Annotated in this window: 27 protein-coding genes; 14 read left to right on the top strand and 13 right to left on the bottom strand. The window is 31.1% G+C overall.

Annotation, left to right across the window (positions count from 1 at the left end; translation table 11 throughout):
• Positions 1-218: 218 nt before the first annotated feature.
• A complete protein-coding gene (locus METVU_RS03565; protein ID WP_015732804.1) occupies positions 219-488 on the bottom strand; it encodes a cation:proton antiporter in 270 nt (89 codons plus the stop codon).
• A gap of 321 nt (positions 489-809) precedes the next feature.
• Positions 810-1,571 (bottom strand): tungstate ABC transporter permease WtpB, encoded by a 762-nt coding sequence (gene wtpB, locus METVU_RS03570; protein ID WP_015732805.1) that lies wholly within the window; start codon positions 1,569-1,571, stop codon positions 810-812.
• A 201-nt stretch (positions 1,572-1,772) separates the two neighbouring features.
• On the opposite strand from wtpB, the gene METVU_RS03575 reads away from it, so the two are divergent.
• The 5 genes from METVU_RS03575 to METVU_RS03595 all read left to right on the top strand — a co-directional run bounded on the left by METVU_RS03575 (position 1,773) and on the right by METVU_RS03595 (position 6,396).
• Positions 1,773-2,759: a methanogenesis marker 12 protein gene (locus METVU_RS03575; RefSeq protein WP_015732806.1), complete on the top strand. Its 987-nt coding sequence runs from the start codon at positions 1,773-1,775 to the stop codon at positions 2,757-2,759.
• Between the two features lie 10 nt (positions 2,760-2,769).
• Positions 2,770-3,525 (top strand): methanogenesis marker protein Mmp4/MtxX, encoded by a 756-nt coding sequence (mtxX, locus tag METVU_RS03580; RefSeq protein WP_015732807.1) that lies wholly within the window; start codon positions 2,770-2,772, stop codon positions 3,523-3,525.
• Between the two features lie 434 nt (positions 3,526-3,959).
• Positions 3,960-4,748, top strand: a complete 789-nt coding sequence (gene uppS / locus METVU_RS03585) for a polyprenyl diphosphate synthase (RefSeq protein WP_015732808.1) — start codon at positions 3,960-3,962, stop codon at positions 4,746-4,748.
• A complete protein-coding gene (locus METVU_RS03590; RefSeq protein ID WP_015732809.1) occupies positions 4,745-5,302 on the top strand; it encodes a protease complex subunit PrcB family protein in 558 nt (185 codons plus the stop codon). The genes uppS and METVU_RS03590 overlap by 4 nt, the downstream gene beginning before the upstream one ends.
• A gap of 290 nt (positions 5,303-5,592) precedes the next feature.
• The gene (locus METVU_RS03595) at positions 5,593-6,396 is read left to right on the top strand and encodes an MBL fold metallo-hydrolase (protein ID WP_015732810.1); all 804 of its coding nucleotides are present in this window, start codon (positions 5,593-5,595) and stop codon (positions 6,394-6,396) included.
• A gap of 20 nt (positions 6,397-6,416) precedes the next feature.
• Here the strand turns inward: METVU_RS03595 and METVU_RS03600 are convergent, their stop codons facing one another.
• The 4 genes from METVU_RS03600 to cfbD form a co-directional block, all read right to left on the bottom strand.
• Complete coding sequence (locus METVU_RS03600) at positions 6,417-7,658, bottom strand: flippase (RefSeq protein ID WP_015732811.1); 1,242 nt, start codon at positions 7,656-7,658, stop codon at positions 6,417-6,419.
• A gap of 25 nt (positions 7,659-7,683) precedes the next feature.
• Positions 7,684-8,442: a precorrin-6A reductase gene (gene cobK / locus METVU_RS03605; protein ID WP_015732812.1), complete on the bottom strand. Its 759-nt coding sequence runs from the start codon at positions 8,440-8,442 to the stop codon at positions 7,684-7,686.
• A 306-nt stretch (positions 8,443-8,748) separates the two neighbouring features.
• Positions 8,749-10,383 carry a replication factor C small subunit gene (locus METVU_RS03610; RefSeq protein WP_015732813.1) on the bottom strand — a complete coding sequence of 545 codons (1,635 nt, stop codon included), beginning with the start codon at positions 10,381-10,383 and terminating at the stop codon, positions 8,749-8,751.
• Between the two features lie 289 nt (positions 10,384-10,672).
• Positions 10,673-11,746 (bottom strand): Ni-sirohydrochlorin a,c-diamide reductive cyclase catalytic subunit, encoded by a 1,074-nt coding sequence (gene cfbD, locus METVU_RS03615; protein WP_015732814.1) that lies wholly within the window; start codon positions 11,744-11,746, stop codon positions 10,673-10,675.
• Between the two features lie 395 nt (positions 11,747-12,141).
• Here cfbD and endA point away from each other — a divergent pair, with 395 nt between their 5' ends.
• The 8 genes from endA to larC all read left to right on the top strand — a co-directional run bounded on the left by endA (position 12,142) and on the right by larC (position 19,736).
• A complete protein-coding gene (endA, locus tag METVU_RS03620) occupies positions 12,142-12,666 on the top strand; it encodes a tRNA-intron lyase (RefSeq protein ID WP_015732815.1) in 525 nt (174 codons plus the stop codon).
• A gap of 160 nt (positions 12,667-12,826) precedes the next feature.
• Positions 12,827-13,864 carry an L-sulfolactate dehydrogenase gene (comC, locus tag METVU_RS03625; RefSeq protein ID WP_015732816.1) on the top strand — a complete coding sequence of 346 codons (1,038 nt, stop codon included), beginning with the start codon at positions 12,827-12,829 and terminating at the stop codon, positions 13,862-13,864.
• Between the two features lie 178 nt (positions 13,865-14,042).
• Entirely contained in the window at positions 14,043-14,507 is a 465-nt protein-coding gene (locus tag METVU_RS03630) for a CBS domain-containing protein (protein WP_048196774.1), read from the top strand.
• A 271-nt stretch (positions 14,508-14,778) separates the two neighbouring features.
• The gene (locus tag METVU_RS03635) at positions 14,779-15,765 is read left to right on the top strand and encodes a beta-ribofuranosylaminobenzene 5'-phosphate synthase (protein ID WP_015732818.1); all 987 of its coding nucleotides are present in this window, start codon (positions 14,779-14,781) and stop codon (positions 15,763-15,765) included.
• 119 nt (positions 15,766-15,884) lie between these two features.
• Positions 15,885-16,271 carry a phosphoribosyl-AMP cyclohydrolase gene (hisI, locus tag METVU_RS03640; RefSeq protein WP_015732819.1) on the top strand — a complete coding sequence of 129 codons (387 nt, stop codon included), beginning with the start codon at positions 15,885-15,887 and terminating at the stop codon, positions 16,269-16,271.
• A 4-nt stretch (positions 16,272-16,275) separates the two neighbouring features.
• A complete protein-coding gene (gene cofH / locus METVU_RS03645) occupies positions 16,276-17,355 on the top strand; it encodes a 5-amino-6-(D-ribitylamino)uracil--L-tyrosine 4-hydroxyphenyl transferase CofH (RefSeq protein WP_015732820.1) in 1,080 nt (359 codons plus the stop codon).
• Between the two features lie 68 nt (positions 17,356-17,423).
• On the top strand, positions 17,424-18,353 hold the full coding sequence (locus METVU_RS03650; RefSeq protein WP_015732821.1) for a selenocysteine-specific translation elongation factor: 930 nt from the start codon (positions 17,424-17,426) through the stop codon (positions 18,351-18,353).
• A gap of 234 nt (positions 18,354-18,587) precedes the next feature.
• Entirely contained in the window at positions 18,588-19,736 is a 1,149-nt protein-coding gene (gene larC, locus METVU_RS03655; protein ID WP_015732822.1) for a nickel pincer cofactor biosynthesis protein LarC, read from the top strand.
• A gap of 83 nt (positions 19,737-19,819) precedes the next feature.
• On the opposite strand, the gene METVU_RS03660 is transcribed toward larC, so the two are convergent.
• Genes METVU_RS03660 through METVU_RS03670 form a run of 3 tightly spaced genes read right to left on the bottom strand, consistent with a single transcriptional unit; the run spans position 19,820 to position 22,542 of the window.
• Positions 19,820-20,254: a hypothetical protein gene (locus tag METVU_RS03660; protein ID WP_015732823.1), complete on the bottom strand. Its 435-nt coding sequence runs from the start codon at positions 20,252-20,254 to the stop codon at positions 19,820-19,822.
• Positions 20,255-20,266: 12 nt separating this feature from the next.
• Positions 20,267-22,300 (bottom strand): ferrous iron transport protein B, encoded by a 2,034-nt coding sequence (gene feoB / locus METVU_RS03665; RefSeq protein WP_015732824.1) that lies wholly within the window; start codon positions 22,298-22,300, stop codon positions 20,267-20,269.
• A gap of 20 nt (positions 22,301-22,320) precedes the next feature.
• On the bottom strand, positions 22,321-22,542 hold the full coding sequence (locus tag METVU_RS03670; RefSeq protein ID WP_015732825.1) for a FeoA family protein: 222 nt from the start codon (positions 22,540-22,542) through the stop codon (positions 22,321-22,323).
• A 104-nt stretch (positions 22,543-22,646) separates the two neighbouring features.
• On the opposite strand from METVU_RS03670, the gene METVU_RS03675 reads away from it, so the two are divergent.
• Positions 22,647-23,024, top strand: a complete 378-nt coding sequence (locus METVU_RS03675; protein WP_015732826.1) for a metal-dependent transcriptional regulator — start codon at positions 22,647-22,649, stop codon at positions 23,022-23,024.
• A gap of 54 nt (positions 23,025-23,078) precedes the next feature.
• On the opposite strand, the gene hemC is transcribed toward METVU_RS03675, so the two are convergent.
• The 4 genes from hemC to aksF all read right to left on the bottom strand — a co-directional run bounded on the left by hemC (position 23,079) and on the right by aksF (position 26,310).
• Positions 23,079-23,966, bottom strand: coding sequence for a hydroxymethylbilane synthase (hemC, locus tag METVU_RS03680; protein WP_015732827.1), 888 nt, complete (start codon positions 23,964-23,966; stop codon positions 23,079-23,081).
• A 33-nt stretch (positions 23,967-23,999) separates the two neighbouring features.
• Positions 24,000-24,671: a diphthine--ammonia ligase gene (locus METVU_RS03685; protein WP_015732828.1), complete on the bottom strand. Its 672-nt coding sequence runs from the start codon at positions 24,669-24,671 to the stop codon at positions 24,000-24,002.
• Positions 24,672-24,795: 124 nt separating this feature from the next.
• Positions 24,796-25,218 (bottom strand): archease, encoded by a 423-nt coding sequence (locus METVU_RS03690; protein ID WP_015732829.1) that lies wholly within the window; start codon positions 25,216-25,218, stop codon positions 24,796-24,798.
• Between the two features lie 51 nt (positions 25,219-25,269).
• A complete protein-coding gene (gene aksF, locus METVU_RS03695; RefSeq protein ID WP_015732830.1) occupies positions 25,270-26,310 on the bottom strand; it encodes a homoisocitrate dehydrogenase in 1,041 nt (346 codons plus the stop codon).
• Between the last annotated feature and the right edge of the window lie 53 nt (positions 26,311-26,363).

Consider the following 26,363-nt stretch of genomic DNA (forward strand, 5'->3'; position numbering starts at 1 on the left):
TTTGTAAGTAGTTTTTCTTATTATTGTTTTTGGGTTATAAATAGTTCATATGATTGGTTCATTAAGTTATAATTTAGTTAAAGGTTTAATTATTATTACAACTATAAATATGGATATACAAATTAAATAGTTAGAGTTAATAATTAAAATTTTGAAAAAATAAAAATAAAAAATAATGGATAGAAGATAGTTGGTAATATTATATTTGGTTTTATTTATTATTCTGGAAGTTTATCGTTGTATGCTGCGTGGGCTATTGCATGGGCTAAAAATGGAGCCAATATTAAATAAACAAACGCTAATAACGTTTCTCCGAGAGCAAGAAAAATTAAAAAGCATGCGCAGTCGATAACTCCCAATATATGAATTCGTGCATATATCATATTTTTTCTGTCTTTTTCTACCCAGAGACGATATGAGGCAACAATAATTCCAAAAGAAGCGATTACTACAAGGGCATCTTTTATTATATCAACAAACTGTTCCACTGAGCACCACCCGTTATATTGTAAAAGGCCTAAACTTTTATTTAATTTTCATTTAAATACTTGTTAATTTTGATAAATAATTGTTTTGATAAAGTTGCCTGTATCTAAATCAGTAAGTTAAATTGACCTATTAGATTATTCAAATTTAATTAAGTCAGTAGATTATAATGATCGATAATGATAGATTTTACTCGCGATTATTTATATATTACGCAAATGAATTTGAATTTAATAGTAATTCACATAACTGTATTGCTAATAGCTTATATTTGTATTTTAGTATATTAGATGAACTTTGTCTATTCCTTTGTTTGCTATTTTTTATTTTCTTTTATCTTTACGATTTGTTGTCCCAAACATTCTGAAAAGTGCAAATAATACAACACTTACCACGATCATTGCAACAGATATGGGTTTAGAGGCATTCAATCCAAAACTCATGAATCTTTCATAGATTAAGATAGGAACAGTTTTTGGATAGTATGCAATGATCAACAGGGCTCCAACTTCGCTAATTCCTCTTGCAAAACTTAAAATAGTTCCAGAAATAATATTATTTCTTATTAACGGAATAGAAATTTCAAAGAATGTTCTTAGTTTAGAAGCTCCGAGAGTTCTCGAAACATATTCTATTTCTTCATCAACACTTAAAAAGCCATCTCTTATACTGTTGATCATAAAAGGAATGCCAACAAAAAGATAAACAACAACAATCCCCCAAAAGTTGTCAACTATATACTCTCCAATAAATTTTATAAAATCAACACCATAAATAAAAGATAGAATCATAATCCCAACAACACTGTGAGGAATAGCCATTGGTAAGTCCAAAACTGCTTCAATAAAATTTTTAAATGTAAATTCATGCCTTGCTAAGATATATCCAGTGGGAATTCCAAAGATTAACGCTATTGACGTAGCGACAACCCCAGCCAGTAGTGTTGTCTTAAACGCTTCGATAACTTCTTTATCAAGTAGTTGAGATAGATCTCCTGGGTTTAAGATCATATAAACGATGGGCAAAAATACGAAAGAGAAGATAAATATTAAAAAGATTGATAGAAATGTATCAAATTTGTCCATAATTACCCCTTTAATCGTTAAAAGCTATCACATTTGACTCTCCATTTAATTTTAATTTATTGTTAATTATTTTTGGTTAATCTTAAAATTATCATAAACTCAACATTCTAATGTATAATATTAATAAAAAGGATAATCAATAAGTTATATAAAATTTGCGTAATCAGAATCAATAAACAAGATTGATGTGGAGGAATTTGCATGATAACAGTAGGAATAGATCATGGAACATCTGGAATAACAACATGCATAAAAAATAACGGAAAAAAGATAATATTTAAACTAAAAAGAACAGAACTTAAAGAAAAATCTTATTTAGAAGAATTAAAGAAATATATTCCACTAGAAAACATCGATCTAATCGCTTTAACATATTCCATGGGAGATGGTATAGATAAAATCTTACCAATAGAAAGAGTTAGAAACAGAGGAGTTTTAAGCGTAGAAGGAGCAGGGGAGAAAATTGGAGGAGGAACAAAAGTTTATGATGAGATCAAAGATTCAGGAATTCAGACAGTAGTTATACCAGGATTGCATAGAGGAATTGAATGTTTAGATGAAAGATTTAGAGCGTTGTATTCCCATATTGCATCTCCGGAGAAGGTTTCAATTGCCTACTACGCTCATAAAAAATTTGGATTTAATGATTTTGTCCTTTCAGATGTCTCTTCAAACACCGTAACACTGCTTATAAGAAATGGAATTATCGTTGGAGGTTTTGATGCATGTATTGGAGCAATTGGAATTTTACATGGGCCTATTGATTTAGAGATGATTAGAAAAATAGATGCTGGAGAAATAACAGCAAATGACGCATTTTCAAAGGCAGGGGCTGTTAAGATAGCAAAAATTTATGAAGGAGTGGAGGATACCAAAAAAACAATAATAGATAAATACAATACCAATAAAAACTGCAAATTAGCAATAGAAAGTTTAATATTAAGTGTTTCAATGGAAATAAATGGATTACTTCCTTTAATAACAAATAAAAATAAAAAGAATGTTGTTTTAGCAGGATCTATTGGAACCCTAAGATCTCCAATAGATATTCCAAGAAGATTAAAAGAACTAATTAATGCAAGGATCTATTCTTTATATGGAGAAAGTGGGGCCATTGGTGGTGCAATAATTGCAGAAGATATATTAAAAGGAAAAGACAGTATTTTAGGGATAAAAGTTGAATTTTAAGGGGTTAAAAATGTATGCTATTGGATTAGGAGAGAATAAGGATGAAATTTTAAAAGCAGTGGAAAAGTTAGAAGAAGAGGGGATAGATATAGAGTTAATTAGAGATCCTAAACGTTTAGTGGATAAGTTAATTCGTGGAGAGATAGAAGGTGCAGTGAGGGGATCTCTTCCTTCATCAAAGGTTATTCCATATTTAAAATCAAAAATCGGGAAATTTTATCGGACTTCAATATTAAAAAATCCATTTACAGGAGATATATTTTTACTCTCTCCTGTAGGGATTGATGACATCTCAGAAGAAGAGGAAGAAAGAGTAAAAGATAAAATAAAAATAATAAACCTTGCATCAAATTTTTTGCGATCTGTTGGAATCGAGCCAAAAGTTGCTCTTCTTTCTGGTGGGAGATTAGGAGATTTAGGGAGAAGTAAAACAGTAGATCGGACTATATTGGAAGCAGAATTGGTATTAAACCATATTAAGAAAAAAAATAAGAACTTAGAGATAGATCATAGGGGAATATTAATAGAAGAGTATTTAAAAGAAGGATATAATATAATAATCCCTATGGATGGAATAAGTGGAAATTTAATATTCAGATGCTTAGCCCTTGTTTGTAGAGTTTCAGGATGTGGAGCAATAATTCTCTCAGAAAAAAATGTAAAATTTATTGATACAAGTAGAAATGCAGATTGGAGACGATACTACAATGCTATTAAATTTCTTCACGATCTTAATGTTAAGAATGGAAAATTAACAAAATATTAGTTAGTATTATCAAAAAATCAAATAACTATAATTGAATGAACGTCGAACACCCAATATAAATGAATACTACCAACATTGATTAATCACCTTGCTTGAATATACAAAATAAATGTAAAATAAGTATGTTATGTTAAATCAGATGACGGATAACAAAAATATTAAAAACGTAAAATAATTAAATATTAAATAAAAATAAAGATAATTAATAGATTATAATATAGCATAACATTAAAACAAACCAGATAACTACTAACAAAAGAAAGAATATCAACTCCCTTTTAATCTTTTAATCTATATTAGATATTTAAACTTAATAACTTTAAAATAAAATAACCTAAATTTTCACGATGATTTTCCTATTTTAGAATGGCAAACTACAAAAGGTGAGGATTTTGGGAAGTATAAACACGTTAAAAAGCATTGGGAAAAGAATAATGCTCGATTTTTATAAAATTTTGGATAAATCAAGAGTATTGAAAATATATGAAAATATCTTAGAAGAATCAATAGACAAAAACAATCTTCCGAAACATATTGCAATAATAATGGATGGAAATAGGAGAACAGCTGAGATATATGGAAAGGATAAGTATTATGGGCACTATTTAGGAGCTGAGAAAGTTAGAGAAGTTCTTAGATGGTCGAGAGACCTTGGGATAAAAGTAGTTACCCTCTACGCATTTTCAACTGAAAATTTTAAAAGATCTGAAGAGGAAGTCAATAAATTAATGGAATTATTCGAAAAGAAATTTTATGAGATTGCTGATGACGAAGAAACACACAAATATGAAGTTAGGGTTAGAGCCATTGGAAGAATCAACCTATTACCGAAAAACGTCCAAAAAGCTATAAAATATGCTGAAAAAAAGACGGAAAATTACAATAAATTCTTTGTAAATATAGCAATTGCATACGGAGGTCAGCAGGAGATTATTGATGCAATTAAAAAAATAGCTGAAAAGGTTAAAAGAGGGGAGATCGAGCCAGAAGACATTAACAAAAAATTGATTGATGAACATTTATATACTGCGAATTTACCGTTTCCAAATCCGGATCTTATTATAAGAACCTCAGGGGAGGAACGAATAAGCAATTTTTTAATTTGGCAGAGTTCTTATTCAGAATTATACTTCTGTGATACTTACTGGCCTCTATTTAGAAAAATTGATTTTTTAAGGGCAGTTAGGGACTATCAACGAAGGCAGAGGAGGTTCGGAAAATGAAACATGAGGTTGATAAAATCAACGTGAACGATATAACAAACCCAAATAAAAAAATCAAAGTTAATATTAATTTATATATTATAATATGCCTTTTAATAATAGCATCTCTTTTAATATGTGGATGCACAGAAACAAAAACAAATAATATGGAGATAAATACAATGAACACCATTAACATTGATAAAGTTAATAAAACAAACATAACAGATTTAAATTTAAATCATACTAACATAAACATAGAAACAAAAACTCTTCAAACTGAGGAAAAAAATCTAAGTTATGAAATTCTTGCATATGGATCTTTTGGAAGTAAAGAAAGGGATAACTACTTCTATTATCTTGACAATAAAACAGTAATCGTTATAAATCTTGGAGAAATGCCCACATCTGGATATGTTATAAAAATCCTAAATATAACAAAAAAAGGGAATAACCTTACAGTGTTTTATACGATAATTCCTCCAAAAAACGCTACTGCAATGGTTATAACCTACCCTTACATAAAACTCTATGTAAATGGAACATTTGATAATGTAATCTTCAAAGAAAAATAAAAATAAAAATAAAAGAAAAGAGAAAGAGGAGAAGATCTGCTCATATCTGTTTTTAATATTTTAAGTTTTTATTTTTTTAATTTTTAGAGTTATTTTTGTATAGAAAAATTTGCATATAGTGTTGTTATATTTAATATTTATATTGTATTATATTTAATGCCATATTAATTTTAATTTTCAGATTTAGTATTATCATTCAGATATTTTTTAACAACCATTGGGTAAAAAAGATTTAATAGTTCGCCAACTATTTTTATTTTGAAGTTAATACATTAAAAGGAGATGGTATTTTGAGGGCGGAAATTATTTTTTTAGGATGTGGTGGTGGACGATGGGCAACTATAACACAAAAAAAAGCGACAGGAGGATTTAGAATACATACAGATGAGTTAAGATTACACGTAGATCCCGGTCCGGGTGCGATAGTTCGATTAAATGAGTTAAAAATCTCCCCTTGGAGAACCAATGCGTTATTTATATCCCACTGCCATCCTGACCACTACACCGATGGAGAAGTTATAGTGGAAGCAATAACACAAGGAATGACAAAGAAAAGAGGAATATTTTTAGGAAGTTTATCAGTTGTTGAGGGTTTTGGAGATTATGAACACGTAATTTCGAAATATCATCAGTCAAAGCTTGAAGAAGTTAAAATACTTTATCCTAAAGATGAGGTAGAGTTATATGATACTAAAATAAGAGCAACACATACAAAGCACGGCGATCCCTTTGGAATCGGATTTCGGCTTTACACACGGTATGGGGATATAGGATACACATCCGATACTGAGTTTATTTCAGAACTGATCGAAGATTTTGATGGAGTAAGGATCTTAATTGCAAACATAGTAAGAAAAAAGAATGAAAGAATAAAAGGGCATCTATGCTCTAACGATGCCATAGATCTAATAAATTCAATGAATAAAAAACCTGAACTACTGATAATGACACATATGGGAATAAAAATGACAAATCCTCAATTAGAAGCAGAGTATATCTCCCAAAATACTGGTGTAGATGTGATACCTGCACGACTTGGTTTAAAAATCGAGTTATTGAACGGAAAGTATCGATACCAACTATTAAAACAGTAATAATAGGAGGTAGAAATTACCTAATAATTATAATTAGATTTTATCTTTATAATTGCAAAGATCCCAATTAAAAATATTGTTATCGAAGTTATCAATGTAGCAATAGCTCCCCCAACTATTCCATACAACTTTACTAAAAATAGGTTTAAGATAACGTTCAAAACTAAACCAAATGCCATTATATAAAAAGACGTTTTTGCATATCCCAACCCTTGAAGAGCAGAAGATATCAAAGTATAATAGCTCATAAACAATGATGATATGGATAAAATCCTTAAACATAAAATTCCTTCTGGATTTACAACTTTAAATAAAATATTTAGGGGTATTTCTGGAAAAAATAAACATATGATAACAAAAATTGATGAAAATAAGGTATTTTGTATAATGCCCTCTTTTAACAATCCTAAATCCTTAGTTTTCGATATTCTTGGAAGAAGAGGAATGCTAACTGACGAAGCAAATAAAAACACTCCCCTCGATATTAAAGAAGAGTAACCATAAATTCCACTCCAAAAGCCACCCATTAAAGACATTATAATGATGTTATCAATATCTCCAAAGAGACGATAAGAAGAGGATGTTAATGCAATGGGAACTGAATATTTAAAAATATCTAAGTTGAATTTTGAAAACAGAGTTGAGGGATTGATTTTAAACAAGTATAAAACGTTTGAGATATTTAATGATCGACAGATCAGATACAAGCCAAAAACTCCACCAATTAAATAAGCCAAAGACACGGAGATCAAAGCTCCAAAAACACCAAGATATAATGTTAGAACAAATACAAATACAACTTTTATTGTATACTCCACAATCCATGTGAGAGATAAATATTCTATCCTCAATAAACCTTGCAAAATTCCTCTCGAAAACGCTATTAACGTTGAGGAAATAATACACAATCCCACAGCAAAGTAAAGAATATTGGGAAGAGTTAGATAATACCCTCCTAAAATATACTTGATATATGGGCTTATGAAAAATCCTACGATAGATAAGATTAGCATTAGGTAAAATATTGATGAATATTTTCTTATATTTGGATGTTTTTCTTCCGCTAAAAACTTTGCAATTGCGGGAGGAACCCCTGAAGAGAAGAATATGGTTAACGTATCAGCGATAGGAAGAATACCTTTTAATATCCCAAACTCTTCGGTTCCCAATAAAAAAGCAGTTATGAAATAAAATAAATAAGCCATCCCCTTAGAGTAAATATTTGCCATCAGAATATAAAAACTATCCTTCTTTAGAGACATATTAACCCCTTTAACTCATTCAACTTTAACAACTCAACGTTTTTATAAAATTAACCAATTCCTCCACATCTTTAAAACAGATCGGATACTCAATCACCGGTCTCTCAATCACAATAACACGTGCTCCAACTTCCAACGCTCCAAAAACCTTTTCCTTAAAGCCCCCACTCTCTCCGCTGTCTTTTGTTATAACTACATCACATTTATAATCCCTTATTAAATATTTATTTAATTCCTTAGAAAACGTTCCATACATTGCAACAATATGTTTTTGAGGTAAGATCTTTAATGCTTCACTTACAGATATTGGAAGAACTCTCGCTACAACCTTATCCTTTCCAACAATATCAACAACCGTCTTTAAATTCTTAATCCCTGCCATATGAAAAACTCTACCTGCGTTTTTAGCCAATTTTGCAGCTTCTTCAAAATCTTTAACATAGATAACATTTGGATGATCTATCCTTTCCTCTCTTCGTTCAAATCTAACATATTTTATTCTGAGTTCTTTACAAACTTCAATAGCATTTTTACTTGCATTTATTGCAAAAGGATGAGTTGCATCAACCAAAACATCTATATTATATTTTTTTAAAACCTCCCTTAATTCCTCCTTATCTAAGGGCTTTGTTATAATTTCATTGGCAAAATTCTCAGCTAACTTACCCCCATAATCAGTAGTAGAGGTATAAACAATAAATAGATCACACAACTCCTCTAATCTTTTAATATTTTTTCCAATCTCAACACTATCCTTAGTTCCGCCCATTAAAAGTATGTTCATAACTTCACCATTAAAATGTTTTTCTTATTCCTCAATGTTTAAACTCTTATAACAATAAATAATTCCAAAACACATATTAATTTAAAAGATTTTTATATACTTCTTTTTTACTTATATCAAAATGGAAAATAAAAAAAAAGAAAAAAGTAAAGTTGTCAAATTTAAATAAATTTAAAAATCTATTTTCCCATTAGAGCCATCTTAGCCAATAAAGCACTTAACTGAATTCTTTCATTCCATAGGGCTCCGCCCTATTGGTATACCCGGGGATGCATTGCCTCGCTACGCTCGACAATACCTCTTAAATTACTTTCCCATTAAAGCCATCTTGGCAAGCAATGCACTCAACTGAATTCGCTCATTAGCTCCTTCAACTATTCTAAAGTCGGTCTCTCCAATAGCATCTGCTAACTCAACCTTCTTCCTTTCATCAATATCTAAATTATTTATCTCTCTAAACATCTGATTCAATATATCCTCTCCACTCATTCCCCATTCGACCATAAGCTTATACAATAAATCCCTTGCTTCAATAAACTTTCCATTTAAAGCTAATTCCATCATCTTTTTAACTTCCTCAGGTCTTGCCCTTGATGAGACCTTATAAACAATCTCATCATCTATAACATCACTCAAAGCTGCTGCTGTCTGCAAAACATTTATTGCCTTTCTCATATCTCCTTCAGAAACATAGATTATTGCATCTAAACCACTCTCAGTTAAATTCAAACCTTCTTTTTCAGCAATCTCTTTGAGCTTTTTGGCAATATCCTCCTTTTTTAATGGAGAAAACCTAAATATTGCACATCTTGATTGAATTGGAGGAATGATCTTGCTTGGATAGTTGCAACTCAAGATGAAACGAGCTACATCTGAATATTTCTCCATAGTTCTTCTTAAAGCGTTTTGTGCATCTGCTGTTAATGCATCACTCTCATCTAAGAATATAATTTTAAATGGAACATCCCCAATTGGCTTAGTTCTCGCAAAGTCCTTAACTTTTGTTCTAATTACATCTATCCCTCTTTCATCTGACGCGTTTAGTTCTAAAAAGTTGTCTCTCCAATTTTCTCCAAATAAGTCCCTTGCTAAACATAAAGCAGCGGTTGTATTATGCAGTATAGTTGGTAAATTCCCACCTATAAAGTTGTGATATTTTGGAACATGTAAGTCATAGATTGTGAATTCACCATTTAATTGTTCAATTTCAACAATTTCGTCCCAATATAGTTGATTTTCATGTAAGAATATAAGATATAATATTGCATCCCTTAACTTATCATCTATATTGCCATCTATTGACTCTAATTTGTAGAGAATTTCTTTTAAAACATCTCTACCTAAATCAACATCTAAATTTAATTTTTCTGATAAATAGTTTAATATATTTTCATTTATAATTAAACCTTTTCCTTTTAATTTTTCATCTTTAAAGACAAAACCATCTTTTTTATAAATAATATTACATGGAACTGCTAACTTATCTCCAACTTTTAAGTTCTCTACCTTTTCCCATTTTATTTCTCCATTTTTGTTGTTTATTAATAAAGGATGATAAGTAGTTACCTTCAACTCTCTACCCATTTTGGTTTTTATTTTTATCAAAGTGTTGGTTTTATCTTTATAAACATACTGCACATCGAACTCTCTGATTTTTCCATCTTCATCAATTCCTAAAACTTTTAAGTTGTTGGTTAAAGTTGCTCCAAATTTTCCATTGCTTATCTTTTCAACAACATCTCCAATCTCTCTAATTTTTCCATTCACAATAACCTTTGTATCTCCTGTTAGGCATTTTCCAACCCCTGGAGGTCCGCTAAATAATAAATGCGGCATGCTCTTTTTTTCAACATATTTCTTTAATCTCTTTACTATTTCATCCTGTCCAACAATATCATCCAATGTCTTTGGTCTATACTTCTCTACCCATGGTTTCTCCATTATTATCACCAAAAATTTTTATAGATCAATATAATCCCTAACTTTATTCTAATGCATAATCCAAAATCTCTCCAAATCTTGACTTAACAATGTCTCTCCATAGGGCTCCGCCCTATTGGGATACCCGGGATGCATTTACTTCTTAACGGAAGTAAATGCCTCTTAGATTACAGTGGGGCTGAACGAAGTGAAGCCCCACTCTGAGGTATAGTAATCGCCCATGGGCGAGTAATGAAATCCGTAGGATTTCATCTGATAGGAGCTTTGCTCCTATGCATGTATTGCCTCGCTAATGCTCGGCAGTGCCTCTTAACATATAATCCAAAATCTCTCCAAATCTTGACTTAACAATATCTCTTTTTCCTAAAACCTTTGCATGTGCATCTAATTCAACAATTGCATAATCATAAATTTCCTTTATTGGATGATAGGTTCTTGGTCCATCACTTATACCTATCTTTATTATATTTTTGTCTATTTTTTCAATTGGTAAAGCGTGAGGAACACCAGAGACAATAACTGCATCAACATCCAAATTTTTTAATATTTCAACTGCCTTCTCTCCAGTTATTGCATACTCATCTAAACCTCCGATAGTATAATCTACATTAAACCTTTTTAATATATTTTGTGCATCTTTCCTTATCTTTGGAAGTCCTTTATTTATATCCAAATTTGCAATATTTATACAGTTAAAATACTTATTTAATACAATTAGAGGATGAGCAAATAAATAGGCGGTCTCTTTCTTAGCATTCAACACACATGCTATTTTTCCATTTTTTTCTTTTAAATTTTTTAATACGTTGATTGCTTCATTTAAATCATCATCATAACTTGGCTTTATATATTCTTTCTTTGCCATTCCCCTCTTTTTTTCAACCTCTGTCGCTTTTTTTAATAAAAACTTCTGTCTCTCAAACTCTTTCTCATCAATAATGCCTAATTTTAAAGCTGACTCCATTGCCTTTATTGCCCCAACTGTGTTATCTCCACTACCGCTATGCACTTCAACTGGGATAATTGTTGCTCTATCATCATCTATAAATTCCCATAAATCCTCTCCAATAATCATGCTCGCACACGTTCCAACGATACCGATCATTGGCTGTTCTTTATTTAATTCTCTTTTTAAATATTCAATTGCATAATCCAGGGCTTTTTTTAAGTTTTCTGAAGCTCCAAAAACAATGGCATTTTCATCAATATTGCTTGTAAAAACCCTAACTCCATCTAACTCTAAAAGTCGTGCAGTTCTGAAACAACAACCACTTGGGCCATGTAAAATTATAGCATCAACACCTAAGTCCCTAAGTTGATACATTGCAGCAGCTATTGGTGAAGGTCTTGGATGGAATATCATTAAATTTCACCTTGTTGAACTATAAGTGCAGATTTTATTGTATAGTTTTGGTTTTTAGAATCTCATATTGAATATTGTATTTTAACGGAAGTAGGTTAAGTATTTTATTCATTATCATAGGTATAGTTTTTTGTTTAATGTTTAAGAATGAGTAGATATTTATTAGAAGGGGTATTGTAATAATAAGATAATTAGAGCATAGATTCGTTTATATTTATTTTATACGTGGGCTTTATATTTGTTTAATTTTTAATTTTTTAATTGTTTGATCTTGTTTCTTAGATTTTCGAATTTTAATTTTTTGATTTAATTGCTTAAAACCGCATATTATTTATTTCATTTTTAACCATTATTTGCTTGTTTATAACACATTAATAAGGTTGGTGAGAGATAATATGGCCAAAAAGATTGTTGGACTATTGGATGGAGATAGGGTGATAGTTTTTGATAAGAACGGTATTTCAAAGTTATCAGCGAAACATTATGGAAATTTAGAAGGTAATTTCTTATCCCTATCTTTGGTAGAGGCACTTTACTTGATGAATTTAGGGTGGATTGAAGTAAAAGATAAAAATAAAAAAATTATAAGTTTTGAAGAGTTATATGAGTATGCAAGAACTGTGGAAGAAAAACTATGTTTAAAATACTTAGTTTATAAAGATCTAAGAACAAGAGGTTATATTGTAAAAACCGGTTTAAAGTATGGAGCAGATTTTCGGCTTTATGAAAGAGGAGCAAACATTGAAAAAGAACATTCTGTCTACTTAGTAAAGGTATTTTCAGAAGATTGTTCTCTTTTACTAAGTGAACTAACAGGATTTGTTAGAGTGGCCCACTCTGTTAGAAAGAAATTATTAATTGCAATTGTTGATGCTGATGGAGATATTGTATACTACAACATGTCCTATGTAAAACCATAAATGTCTCTAAGTTGAATACAATTAGATATATGGATATGGAAATTTTAAGTGAAATACTAAAAAATATTAAAAATAATTAAATTATTAAGAATTATTAAAACATAATAAAACCTTATAAAAAATAAAAAGTTCAGTAAAGAGATATGATGGGAGGGATACGATGATCTTAACACCAGAAAGTGAAAAAAAACTAATAATTGACGTTTTAAAGAAATTTGATATTCCAGAAGAAGATGCAAAAATAACAGCAGAGGTTTTTGTTGACGCGGATTTGAAGGGTTTTACATCGCATGGAATCGGAAGATTTCCACAATATATAACTGCTTTAAAAGTTGGAAATATAAACCCAAAGCCAAACATAAAAGTTGTTAAAGAAAGTCCTGCAACAGCAGTGATAGATGGAGATCTTGGCTTGGGGCAAGTTATAGGGAAAAAAGCGATGGAATTAGCAATAAAAAAAGCAAAAAATGTTGGAGTTGGGGTTGTTGCTACAAGAAATGCCAATCATTTTGGTATCGCTGGCTATTATTCAGAATTAGCTATGAATAACGATATGATCGGGATAACAATAACAAATACAGAACCAGCTATGGCTCCTTTTGGAGGTAAAGAGAAAATTTTAGGAACAAACCCCATAGCCATCGCTTTTAAAGGCAATAAATATAAGTTCTCCTTGGATATGGCCACTGCTTCAATTGCAAGAGGAAAGATTTTAGAAGCACTGAGAAAAAAATTAAATATTCCAGAAGGTTGTGCTGTGGATAAAGATGGAAAGCCAACGACAGATCCTGTCAAGGCATTGGAGGGCTGTATACTTCCGTTTGGAGGGCCTAAGGGATATGGTTTAGCGTTAGCCATTGAAATGTTATCTGCCATTGGAGGAGCTGAGGTAGGAACCAAAGTTAAAGGAACAGCAAATCCCGAGGAAAAATGCACCAAAGGGGATTTATTTATTGTTATAAATCCTGAATTTTTTATGGGAAAAGAGGAATTTAAAAGAAAGGTTGATGAATTGTTAGAAGAGATTAAAACATCAGAACCAGCAGAGGGCTTTGAAATATTGATCCCTGGAGAAATAGAGGAAAGAAATAAAATGAAAAGGAAAGATGGATTTGAAATTGATAAAAATCTATATGAGCAGTTAAAAGAAATATGTAATGAGTTGGGGCTTGATATTGACAATTATTTAATATACTAAAAATTAGAATAGTTAAATTGATGGAATAATTGATTACAAGTCAATAACTTAAATGATCAATTGCCAATAATCAGATTTAAAACTAAATCACAAATTTTAAAATTAATAATACACAATATTATTAGTTTAATAATTAAAAAATTAAAAATTTAATAATTAGTCCATTATGGTGATCTTTATGTTAGTAAAAGACGTTATGAAAAAACCAATAACAGTAAAGGATAATGATGACTTAACAGAGGTAATAAAACTATTTAGAGAAAAGAGAATAAGCGGGGCTCCTGTATTAAACGATGATGGAGAATTGGTTGGAATCATATCTGAAAGTGATATAATAAAAACACTTACGACCCATGACGAGGACTTGAATCTAATTCTCCCATCTCCTTTGGACTTGATAGAACTTCCACTTAAAACTGCTATAAAAATAGAAGAATTTAAAGAGGATCTAAAAAAAGCCCTAAAAACAAAAGTCAAAGATGTGATGACAAAAGATGTAGTGGTTGCAAAGCCAGACATGACTATAAACGACGCTGCAAAATTGATGGTTGAACATAAAATAAAAAGATTGCCAGTAGTTGATGAAGACGGGAAACTCATCGGAATAATAACAAGAGGAGATATAATAGAAGCATTAGTTTAATAACGAAAATCCATTAATTACTTTTCAAATTTAAATTAAAATTTAAATAATTTTTAATGTGTCCAATAAAATTATTTTTATTGAATTGTTTTTATTTAATTATATATTAAACATTAAGTTGTTAAAATACTGTTAAAATCATATCAATGTAGCCGATCACTTAAAATAGACAACGTTAAACAAAACAACTTTCTTTACGTCATATATTTAAAGTAAAATATTTTAATAATATTATATTATTTAATATTTTTAATAAAAACACGGTGAGATCATGAGAATTCAAACCCCTTCAAGAATTCACATGGGTTTAATTGATTTGAACGGATCTATTGGAAGAGTTGATGGAGGAATTGGTTTATCCTTGGAAGAACCGAATATAAAAATTAAAGGAAAAGAAAGTAATGATATATCTATTGAATTTGAAAAAAATTTGATTGAAAAATTTGGAGAAGAATACCTCTTATCCATAAAACAAAGAGCAAAAACGATTGCAGAAAGGATCTTAAATTTTATCAATGAAAATGGGGTGGACTTGAAAATAACGTCCTTATTTCCTGCCCATTCTGGTTTAGGTAGTGGCACCCAGTTAGCGTTAGGTATTGGGAAATTAATCTCAAAACTCTACAACAGAGACCTAAACGGATATGAAATTGCCAAGATTGCAGGTAGAGGAGGAACTTCAGGTATTGGAATAGGAGCTTTTGAGTATGGAGGATTTTTAATTGATGGAGGGCATAGTTTCGGTAAAGGTAAAGATAAAGAGGATTTTAAACCCTCTTCAGCTTCAAAAGGGGTTAAACCAGCACCAATAATATTTAGACATGAGTTTGATTGGGATGTTGTATTAATAATTCCAAAAGGAGAGCATGTTTATGGGAAAAAAGAAGTAGACATATTTAAAAAATACTGCCCAGTTCCTTTAAATGACGTTGAAAAAATCTGCCATTTAGTTTTAATGAAGATGATGCCGGCAGTTGTTGAAAAAAATTTGGATGATTTTGGAGAAGTTGTTAATAAACTTCAATATCTTGGATTTAAAAAAGTTGAGCTCTCTTTACAATCAGATATTGTTAAAAATTTAATTAACGAATTGCATAAAGATGTTTATGCAGGACTTTCAAGCTTTGGTCCAACAATTTATGCCTTTGGAGATAAAAAATTAATCATTGAAAAAGTTAATAATGTTTTTGATAAATATGGAGTTTATGGAGATATAATTATAACCAAGGTAAATAATATCGGATACAAGATTTTCTAATCGTTTAAATGGATTGTAAGTAAATGATACAATACACATAAAATATGGTGCATGTATAAAAAATAATTCTACCAAATCTTAAATTTTAATTTTATTTAGTATCATATTTAGGTGATTTTATGAATGTAGAAGAGACAATAAAAAAACTAAATTTAAAATTCAGAGATATAGATGGAGAGAGGTTAATTTTAGCAATAACTTGCGATGGAAATAAGAATGTATTAATGGTTGCGTTTATGAATGAAGAGGCATTAAAAAAGACGTTGGAGACAGGATATATGCATTACTATTCAACAAGTAGAAAAAAGTTATGGAGAAAAGGAGAGGAAAGTGGAAATGTCCAAAAATTAATAAAATTTTATAGGGACTGCGATGGAGATGCTTTATTATTTATAGTTGAGCAGAAGGGAGTTGCATGCCATGAAGGTTATTATTCTTGCTTCCATTATAAAATAGAAGATGATGATGGATTAAAAATAACTGAAGAATACTACTCCAAGGGATGAGATCATGGATTTAGAAAAATTTAAAGAGAGAGAAATATCAAAAAAAGAAGCATTAGAGTTATTTGAGGATGATGAATACATATTTGATCTATTCAAATTAGCAGACGAGTTAAGAAAAGAGAGTGTCGGAAAAATCATTACCTATGTGGTTAACAGAAATATAAACTTCACAAATATCTGCACTGGAAACTGCAAATTCTGTGCATTTAAAGCAAATGAAACTGATAAAAAGGCATATTTTTTAAATATCGATGAGATTGCTAAGAGGGCAGTTGAAGCAAAAAAACTCGGATGCACGGAGGTGTGTATTCAAGGGGGCTTACATCCAAAAATTGATACTTATTATCAAGCAGAGATTTTAAGGGCAGTTCATGAAGCAACGAAACCCTATGGGGATATACATATACACGCATTCTCTCCAATGGAAGTTTACTTCGGAGCTGAAAATGCTGGCTTAACTATAAAAGAAGCATTAAAGATATTGAAGGAGAATGGCTTAAACAGCATGCCAGGAACTGCGGCGGAGATTTTAGATGATGAAATTAGGAAAGAACTATGCCCTAATAAATTAAAAACAAGAGAATGGATTTATATAATTAAGGAGGCGCATAAATTAGGAATTCCTACAACTGCAACCATGATGTATGGACATATTGATGAATATAAGCACTGGGTTAATCATCTTTTTATAATTAAAGAAATTCAGCAAGAGACAAATGGCTTTACTGAATTCGTTCCTTTATCATTTATGCATAAATATGCCCCAATTTATAGAGAGGGAAGAGCAAGAGCTGGAGCTACAGGAATTGAGGACTTGAAAGTTTTTGCGATTAGTAGAATTATTTTTAATGGCATTTTAAGAAATATTCAAGCATCGTGGGTAAAGTTAGGAAAAAAGATGGTTCAAGTTGCTTTAAGATGTGGAGCCAACGATGTTGGTGGCACTTTAATAGAAGAGAATATCTCAAAAAGTGCAGGGGCAGAGCATGGGGTTTATATGAGTGTTGAGGAAATTAAAGACATGATCAGGAGAGTTGGGCTTATTCCTAAAGAGAGAACTACCTTGTATAAAATTCTGGACTAAGATTAGAAAATTAATAAAACAGAAAAAAGAAATTAAACAATCGAAAATTATTCAGTTTAGGTGATTAGATGGAAGGTTTAACAGTAGGGTTGTTTGGACATATTGAAGGCGTAGGAAAAGAATTAGGAAAAAAAGGAACTTCAACAGATATAACACTATACAACTACAAGCAGGGAGAAAAGGCAATCTGTTATGTTGAACCAACAAGGTATCCTGATAGAATAAATCCTTTAATATACTGTATAAATATGATGGACTACGCATTAGTTTTTATAAATGAGATAACAGGAGAATTGGGAGAGACACTTTTAGCATTGGATATGTTTGGAGTTGATAGAGGAAGTTTTGTTATTGGAGAGTATGTGGACTTGGAAATGTTAAAGAACATTATTTCTCAGACAACAATGAAAAATTTCGATATAATGGAGAAAGATTTTATAACCCTCAGAGAGAAGATGATAAATTTAGAAATTGAGAGAGATTACTCTGCTCCAATTAAAATACCAATTGATCACTACTTCACTGTAAGAAGTGTTGGGACAGTAGTGCTGGGAAAAGTGGAAACAGGAACAGTGAAGGTTCATGATGAGCTTAGGGTCTATCCGACAGACAATGTTGCAATGGTTAGAAGTATACAGATTCACGATAACGATTTTAAAGAAGCAAAAGCTGGAAATAGAGTAGGTTTGGCTTTGAAAGGAGTATCGACTGACGATTTGGATAGAGGAATGATCTTATCTAATGGAGAGTTAGGTGTTGCAGATGCTTTAACCTTGAATATGAACTGGAATCCTTTCATGCAAAAAAGCGTAAAAGAGGGAGAACACTATCAAATTATTGTAGGACTGCAAAGTGTTCCTTGCGTGGTTGAGAAAGTAGATGACAAAAAACTGGAAATTTCACTTCAAAAAAAGGTAGTTTACGATAAAGAGGACAAGTTCTGTTTAGTGGATGGAAGTGCTAAGATCAGAATACTGGGAATTGGTTCATTGGGTTAGATGTAAGTATTAGATAATGTGAATATATGATGTTTGTAGGGATAAAATAAATAAAAAATAGAAAAATAGAAAATAACATATCTGTAATATTAAAAATCTATAACTTACATACATAATCATAACAATGTTTATAATTATACTATTTACATAATAACTTTTATATAATTTTATATATTTTATTATTTATTATTTTTTATAGCAAAATTCAGCAAAATGTAAAGTAATGTGGTGATTATGTTCTTATTGGATCCGTTCTCGGGTATCAGCGGAGATATGTTTATATCTGCAATGATCGATTTTGTGGATAGGGAGGAGATGATCAAAACTATAAAAAAAGTTATAGATGTGGATATAGAAGTAAAAAAGGTAAAAAAATGCCATATATTAGCAAATAAGATAAATATCATTCCAAAAAAAGAAAGTTATAATATAAAAACCTATAAAGACATTAAAAACTTAATAAAAACTTCAGATATTCCCAAAAATGTAAAAATATCTTCATTGGAAATCCTAAAAATACTCGCTGGGGCTGAATCAAAAGTTCATGATGTCGATATTGAAAAAGTTCACTTTCATGAGGTTGGAAACTACGATACAGTTGTAGATGTTATAGGGGCATCTTACATTATAAACAAACTTCAACTAAAAGATAACTGCCTTTATAAACCAATTAACCTTGGAGGGGGCTTTGTAAAAACTAAACACGGTCTAATGCCAGTTCCCGCCCCAGCGACAGCTGAAATATTAAAAGATTTAAAGACGTTCTTCTCAGATGTAAATGAGGAGTTAACCACACCCACAGGTGCGTCGATTTTAAAATATATTAACCCAAAATTGGTTAATGGAAGATCTATGGTTATAAAAAATGTTTCCTATGGAGCAGGAGATAAAGATCTTGAAATACTAAATGCGTTAAGGGTTTTTAAAGTTGAAAAGATAGATTTAAAGAGGGTGTTTGTATTAGAGAGTAATGTAGATGACGTTCCTGGAGAGATACTTGGCCATCTGCAAGATAAGTTAAAAGGAAAAGTTAGAGATCTACACTTTATTCCAACGTATATGAAGAAGAATCGACCCGCATACACAATAAAAGCGATAGTCGATGAAGATAAAGTAAATGAAGTTGCCAAAAGTATAATGAGAGAAACTGGAAGTTTGGGGGTTAGAATCTATAATGTAGAGAGGATCGTTTCAGAGAGGAGTTTTGAAACCGTTAAATTATTTGGTGAGGATGTTAGAATAAAGATTGGAAAAGTTGATGGTGAAGTAATATCAAAAAAACCAGAATTTGAAGACCTAAAAAAAATATCGGAAAAATATTCTATCCCAATAAAGAAGTTGTATGAACTTGTCTTTTCAAAGGAGGATGAGATGGTTATTTAACTTAACTACATTTTTTATTTTTATATTTATTTTTATTAGTTAAATATTTTTTCTTGTTAATTTGATTTTTGGCTGATCTTAAATTAGATGGACTCAGTTCTTATCGCTTCTGAGATTTTGTAGGGAATAATTGCAAGAATGCCCAAGATCAAATATATCGTAATACCTTTTAAAAGATTCCACTCCTCAAAACCCAATAAAAACCCAATGCCATGAGAAATTAAAACCAAAAAAGCAACAATTCCAATTCCTAATCCTACAATAGAAGCAGTAAACAGATAAGAAACTGCTCTTATATCCCCATAAATCGCCTTTTTCATGCCTATAATATATGTTATCCCCACAGCTAAAAGTGCCAAACCCCCAAATACATCTCCTACAAATAATGGGAGAGAGATGTTAATCCCCAATATCTTACTAACTCCCAATGCCATCTCCACAAATCCTGAAATTATAAACGAACATCCAAAGATCAGAGATACTGATGCAACCATATTTCTTACTCTTCTCACATCCATATTAATCACCTTTTATCCAAACAAGAAATGCCCAATCACTGATATTAAGAGAGCAACTACATATGCAAGTATCATCTCATATGCAACTGCAAACAATGCCCATTTCCATCCAATTTCATTTTTGATGACTGCAAGTGTTGCTATACATGGGAGATAGATTAAGCAGAATGCCATAAAAGCATATGCCGATATTGGAGAAAATGCATGAGCAATAACATTTGAGAGGTTTTCTCCGGCTCCGTATAACATTGCCAAACTTCCAACAACCACTTCCTTTGCAATAATTCCAAAAACTAATGCAGAACAAGCCCTCCAATCCCATCCCATTGGAGCAAATAATGGAGTTAGCATTTTTCCTATAATTGCCACATACGAATGAGCGATCAGATTTGGGTTGTTAAATACCTCATCTCCCAAGTAGCCCGATGGGCCATAGACAGACAGGAACCAAACTAAAACTACTCCAAACACTATAACTGTCCCTGCTTTCTTTAAAAAGTCATAAACTCTCTCCCATGTATTTTTTAAGACCACGTTTAAATGTGGAATGTGATATTGTGGAAGTTCTACAATCAAATATGCCGGAGATGTTTTAAAAATCAATCTTCTAAACATCAAAGCAGTTAATAATGCTAAGATCACTCCAAGAGCATACATACTTAGGATTACAACTCCTTGATACTTAGAAAACAGTGCTCCTGCAAATAATGCATATATTGGAAGACGTGCAGAGCAGGAGAGGAGGGGGTTTATTAGTATGGTTAAAATTCTATCTTCTCTATTCTCGATAGTTCTCGTAGCCATTATTGCAGGAACATTACATCCAAAACCCATAACCATTGGAATAACTGCCTTTCCCGGAAGTCCGAATTTATTCATTACTCTGTCCATTATAAAAGGAATTCTTGCCATGTATCCGCTATCCTCTAAGAACGATATTGCAAAAAATAAAAATGCAAGTATTGGAAAGAACGTTAACACTGCCCCCACTCCTGAGATAACCCCATCTGCTAACAGTGAAGCGAGGAATTTGTTTGATATTGATGTTTTAATAAACGTTGATAAACTTGCAAATATATACTGTATTATCTCCGAAAAAGGTTTTGAAGCATCGAATGTAAATTTAAATAACATCCATAAAAATGGAATAATTAATAGAGTTCCAATTTTTTCGTCTGTTAATACATCATCGAGCATCTCTGTTGTCGTTAACTTTCCAGATGTCTTTTTTACAACGTCCTTAACAATCCTGTCTATAATTTTATATCTTTCTTCTACTACCGCTAATTCGGGCTCTCCATATTTTTTTGAAAGTTCTTTTTTTATATCATTTAATACTGGCTCCAAATCTTTCCAAATTTTGCTATTCTTTACCATTTCATTTATATATTCATCATTTTCGATTAGTTTTATTGCCAAATATCTCGGGTTGTATTTTTTTAATGCCTCATCCTTCTCTATAATTGAAGATAATCTTTTAATGTATGTTTCAAGATGTGGGTATTTTATAGAATATTTATCTTTTCTTTTTAAATTTTCTCCTTTTTTTCTTTTTTCTTCAACGGCTTCAACTATCGCTTTTTTTAAATCGTCAATACCTATTTTTTTGGATGCAGAGAGAGGAACTACTTTAATTCCTAAAATATCTTCTAATTTTTTTACATCTACACTTATGCCCAAGTTATTTGCTAAATCCATCTTATTTAATGCTAATAAAAGATCCGCTCCAATTTCCATAAGTTGAAGTGTTAAGTATAGATTTCTTTCCAAGGCAGTTGCATCTGCAATATTAACCACAAGATCTGGATTTTCGTTTATTAAGTAGTCCCTTGCAACAATTTCATCGATCGAGTTTGCTGTTAAGCTGTAAACTCCGGGGAGATCTACTATTTTAAATTTTTTTCCATCATATTCCATTTCTCCAACTTTTTTTTCAACTGTAACTCCTGCCCAGTTTCCAATGTATACATTTTCCCCAGTTAAAGCATTAAATATCGTTGATTTTCCAACATTTGGATTACCTATTAAAGCGATCTCGTATTCCATCCTCTCCCTCAAACATTGGATCAGCATTTTTCACACATGATCTTCATTGCTAAACCTCTTCCTATTGCAATATTGCTTCCTCTAACGGAAACGATCACTGGACCATTCTGATTCCTAACCACTTTTAATTTACTTCCAACATTTATCCCCATACTCGTCAATCTCTGCGTTGCTCCTGACCCTGCATCGATCTTTTTCACTACAACCTCTTCTCCTTCCTTTGTAAACGCAAGCGGATACATACTACCACAACATTTATATATGGTTAAATGATTTAATTATAGTTAAAACTTTTAATCGTAGTTAAATAATAACTTGCGGGGTATAAATACCTTTCGGTGGCATGATGTCTCAGAGTGTAGAAGATTACTTGGAAAGAATCTATCTATTCGTAAAAGAAAACAATAGACCAGTTAAAACTACGGAATTAGCAAAATTACTGAATATAAAGCCATCAGCAGTTACAAACATGGCAAAAAGATTACACAAATTAGGGTATGTCTATTATGAGCCATATATTGGAATAACTCTAACCGAAAAGGGAATGAAAAAAGCAGAAAAGATTTTTGAAAAACACAAAACAATAAAACTATTTTTAACAGAATTTTTAGGTCTTGACGAAGAGACCGCCTCAGAGGAAGCTTGTAAATTAGAACATGCTTTATCAGATGAAATATTAAAAAGATTAAAAGAGTTTATGGAAAATTTCAATAAAAATAAGTAATCTCAACAACTCTATAAGAAATACAAAAAAAGAAAAATAGATAATAATGTCCTTTTAATTTTCTAAATCTTTTAATCGTTTTCCAATTGTCTTTCCCAATGTAATTGCACTATCAAGATCATCGATCTCACAATTAATTTTTCCTGAGGCGTGTTTTAACTTCCCATTTAAAAAGACCGTAGCTTTTAATGTTAAAATTTTTTTATCTTCGTCATAAATAGACAATGCCCCAAATGGGACGCTACATCCTCCTCCAAATTCGTTTAAGGCAGTTCTCTCGCATAAACATTCTAAAAAAGTTTTTTTATGATTTATTCTTTCTAAAATTTTTTTTATTTTATTATCATCTCTCCTACATGCAACGGCAATAACTCCCTGAGCAGGAGAAGGTGTTATATCTAACCTTCTATAATTAAAATCAGAAAGATCTATATTCAATCTAATGATTCCCGCCTCTGAGAGAACTATCGCATCATACTGTCCTTCTTTTAACTTTTTTAAGCGTGTATCGACGTTTCCTCTTAATAATTTAAATTTTACATTTGGATACATTGCTTTTAAAAAAGATCTTCTCCTTATACTTGATGTTCCAACAGTTATTTCTTTATCTAATTCTAAATCTTTATTTTTATCCCAAATTATTAGATCATAATAACTATCTCTCTCTAAAACCGCCCCTATCATTAAATTTTCATTCCAAATAGTTGGAACATCTTTAAAGCTATGAACTGCAATATCAATCTCGTTATTCATTAATGCCAAGTCAAGTTCTTTTGTAAAAACACCTATTCCAATTTCAGATAGCTTTTTATTTAATATTTTATCCCCTGTGGTTTTTTTTATTATTATTTCCACTTCATACCCAAGATTTTTTAATAACTCGGCTACTTTATTTGCCTGATACAATGCTAATTTACTACCTCTTGTTCCAATTCTTAACATGGTCTCCCAATTTCTTGGTTTTATTTTTTATTTTTACTCTTTATCAACCAATTTTGCCTTTTTTATATGATAAACACCCCAGGTTTCATGCCACTCTATCTCCGCTTCTACAACTTCGATCCTCTTTTTAAACATGGGTGCATCAAAAACAAATGTTTCCGCTTCTCCACCTTCAAATGCTTTGTGTATCCCATATTTTTCACATATTCTTAGTAGTTCATCAATATTATTTTCATCTATTCTCTTTCCTAACCATTCTTTTCCCAAACCATAAGCATAAACTCCCACAATCCTAACATCGAAAAGTTCGCTAACAGTTCTTAAAATCCACTCTGGATCTTTATGCCATAATGGAGAGAAGGATTTTAAACCTAATTCTTCGCAAATTTTATCTATTCGTGATTTTTGATAAACACTTGCAACAGCCCCAGTTATAATTCCTTCAACGTCTAATTTTTTTAGCCCTTTTTTTAAATCCTCAACCTCTTTCTCTTTTTCTCCTTTTGTATATAGTTTTACTAACGGAATTTCAACGGCCTTTGAACTTAGTTCAGTTAAGTGCACATTTGGAATATGAAACATATAACTTTCTTTGTTTTCACTTTCAACATTTACTAAATATTTAACATCGAACCCCTGCTTTAATGCCCAATATAAAGCATAATTAGAGTCCTTACCTCCAGAATAAAGAACAGCAACTTCCATATTCTCCACCTCATCATTTACTCATTTCAATAAATTATTTATGAATACAGCATGGTGCAAATTATGATATAAATTATAAGATATATGGAAATATTTCCAAGCATAACAAAAACTTAAAAATCAATTACAAATCAACTATATACCTAACGATCCACCCATTATTATTTTTTTTAACTTCCATCTTATGGTAGGTAATGGCTTTTACCTCTTCTTTGACGTTATGCTTTTTTTTATCTATTTCTTCTCCATAAGCAACGCATTTTAACTTATATCCTCCCTTGTTGTCTTTTTTAATATCTATATCAAAATCTCCAAAAACCATATTCTCAACATCAGTGTAATACAGGAGTTCATTTAAAAAATTATAAAGTAGGGACTCTAAATCATCTCCCGAAACTTCAAATTCTATTTTGCCATTTTTTTCAATCTTATCAACATCGACCATTATATTATACAGCCCTCTTGCTCCTTCTTTAAATGCTTCTTCTAAACTTTTTCCTACTGCTTCAACTCCAATATCTGCTGTTGTTTCAAAATATTTGAACATGATCTTCACCAAAAAATTATTTTTATTATAGAGTCGTTAAATTGTTAATAGTTAAATACGCTTTCGGATATATCTTACAATTTCATCCCCCACCTCTACCGTTTTTAAATTTCCTCCTAAATCAGGTGTTGTTTTTTTATTGATTATACACTGTTTTACTGCCTCTCTAATTATATCTCCTTTTTCCTTTTCACCCATGTAATCAAATAGCATCGCAACGCTTAAAATAGATGCCATAGGGTTTGCTATTCCTTTTCCTGCAATATCTGGAGCTGAACCATGAACTGGTTCAAAAAGCGCTTTTTTGCCTCCAATATTAGCAGAGGGGGCTAAGCCAAGACCTCCAATTAATACAGATGCCTCATCTGAAAGAATATCTCCAAATAAGTTGGTAGTTACAATAACATCGAATTTTTCTGGGTATTTAATTAGATTCATAGCAGTTGAGTCGACTAAAAAATCATCCGCTTTTATATTGTTGTATTTTTCTTTAATTTCATTAAATATTTTTAAAAAGAGTCCATCAGACACTCTAAGAACATTTGCTTTATGGATGCAAGAAACCTTTTTTCTATTGTTTCTTTTTGCATATTCAAATGCAAATCTTATAATTCTCTCACTACCTTTTCTTGTTATTATTCTTTCAGAGATGGCAATATCATCTTCTAAAATTTTTTCTCTTCCAACATAAAGTCCTTCTGTATTTTCTCTGATTATTACTAAATCCACATCCTTAACCTTTAAAAATTCGTAGTTGTTTAATCTACCTATCAACTCTCCTACTCCAAAATTATTTATTGGTCTAACATTTGCGTAGAGATCAAACATTCTCCTTAACGTTATTATTGGGCTTTTATAGTTTTTTACTTCGTTTGGTTTAGGAGATGTGATTGCTCCGAATAAAATAACATCTGCTTCTTTTGCTTTTTCTATGGTTTCATCAGGTAGGGCAGTGCCATATTTTTTTAAACATTCCAAGCCAACATCTCCTTTTATTATCTCAAAGTCCCCGAGTTCTTTTAAAACCTTTAACGCCTCAGGAATAACTTCCTTTCCTATTCCATCTCCTTCCATAACACAAACTTTCCTCATGATCACACCAAAAACTTTTATAACTTAATTAATGTTAATCTTAGCAAGTATAC

The sequence above is a fragment of the Methanocaldococcus vulcanius M7 genome, from assembly GCF_000024625.1.
Taxonomy (GTDB): domain Archaea; phylum AGJL01; class Methanococci; order Methanococcales; family Methanocaldococcaceae; genus Methanocaldococcus; species Methanocaldococcus vulcanius.

Coding starts and splice junctions, on each gene's coding strand:
- METVU_RS03590 (WP_015732809.1), top strand. CDS start 4,745: ATGAAACATGAGGTTGATAAAATCAACGTGAACGATATAACAAACCCA.
- METVU_RS03675 (WP_015732826.1), top strand. CDS start 22,647: ATGTCTCAGAGTGTAGAAGATTACTTGGAAAGAATCTATCTATTCGTA.
- cofH (WP_015732820.1), top strand. CDS start 16,276: ATGGATTTAGAAAAATTTAAAGAGAGAGAAATATCAAAAAAAGAAGCA.
- METVU_RS03685 (WP_015732828.1), bottom strand. CDS start 24,671: ATGGAAGTTGCTGTTCTTTATTCTGGAGGTAAGGACTCTAATTATGCT.
- METVU_RS03600 (WP_015732811.1), bottom strand. CDS start 7,658: ATGTCTCTAAAGAAGGATAGTTTTTATATTCTGATGGCAAATATTTAC.
- larC (WP_015732822.1), top strand. CDS start 18,588: ATGTTCTTATTGGATCCGTTCTCGGGTATCAGCGGAGATATGTTTATA.
- feoB (WP_015732824.1), bottom strand. CDS start 22,300: ATGGAATACGAGATCGCTTTAATAGGTAATCCAAATGTTGGAAAATCA.
- METVU_RS03670 (WP_015732825.1), bottom strand. CDS start 22,542: ATGTATCCGCTTGCGTTTACAAAGGAAGGAGAAGAGGTTGTAGTGAAA.
- METVU_RS03630 (WP_048196774.1), top strand. CDS start 14,043: ATGTTAGTAAAAGACGTTATGAAAAAACCAATAACAGTAAAGGATAAT.
- METVU_RS03660 (WP_015732823.1), bottom strand. CDS start 20,254: ATGGATGTGAGAAGAGTAAGAAATATGGTTGCATCAGTATCTCTGATC.
- cobK (WP_015732812.1), bottom strand. CDS start 8,442: ATGAACATACTTTTAATGGGCGGAACTAAGGATAGTGTTGAGATTGGA.
- hemC (WP_015732827.1), bottom strand. CDS start 23,966: ATGTTAAGAATTGGAACAAGAGGTAGTAAATTAGCATTGTATCAGGCA.
- aksF (WP_015732830.1), bottom strand. CDS start 26,310: ATGAGGAAAGTTTGTGTTATGGAAGGAGATGGAATAGGAAAGGAAGTT.
- METVU_RS03635 (WP_015732818.1), top strand. CDS start 14,779: ATGAGAATTCAAACCCCTTCAAGAATTCACATGGGTTTAATTGATTTG.
- cfbD (WP_015732814.1), bottom strand. CDS start 11,746: ATGATATTCCATCCAAGACCTTCACCAATAGCTGCTGCAATGTATCAA.
- uppS (WP_015732808.1), top strand. CDS start 3,960: ATGCTCGATTTTTATAAAATTTTGGATAAATCAAGAGTATTGAAAATA.
- METVU_RS03650 (WP_015732821.1), top strand. CDS start 17,424: ATGGAAGGTTTAACAGTAGGGTTGTTTGGACATATTGAAGGCGTAGGA.
- comC (WP_015732816.1), top strand. CDS start 12,827: ATGATCTTAACACCAGAAAGTGAAAAAAAACTAATAATTGACGTTTTA.
- METVU_RS03575 (WP_015732806.1), top strand. CDS start 1,773: ATGATAACAGTAGGAATAGATCATGGAACATCTGGAATAACAACATGC.
- mtxX (WP_015732807.1), top strand. CDS start 2,770: ATGTATGCTATTGGATTAGGAGAGAATAAGGATGAAATTTTAAAAGCA.
- wtpB (WP_015732805.1), bottom strand. CDS start 1,571: ATGGACAAATTTGATACATTTCTATCAATCTTTTTAATATTTATCTTC.
- hisI (WP_015732819.1), top strand. CDS start 15,885: ATGAATGTAGAAGAGACAATAAAAAAACTAAATTTAAAATTCAGAGAT.
- endA (WP_015732815.1), top strand. CDS start 12,142: ATGGCCAAAAAGATTGTTGGACTATTGGATGGAGATAGGGTGATAGTT.
- METVU_RS03610 (WP_015732813.1), bottom strand. CDS start 10,383: ATGGAGAAACCATGGGTAGAGAAGTATAGACCAAAGACATTGGATGAT.
- METVU_RS03690 (WP_015732829.1), bottom strand. CDS start 25,218: ATGTTCAAATATTTTGAAACAACAGCAGATATTGGAGTTGAAGCAGTA.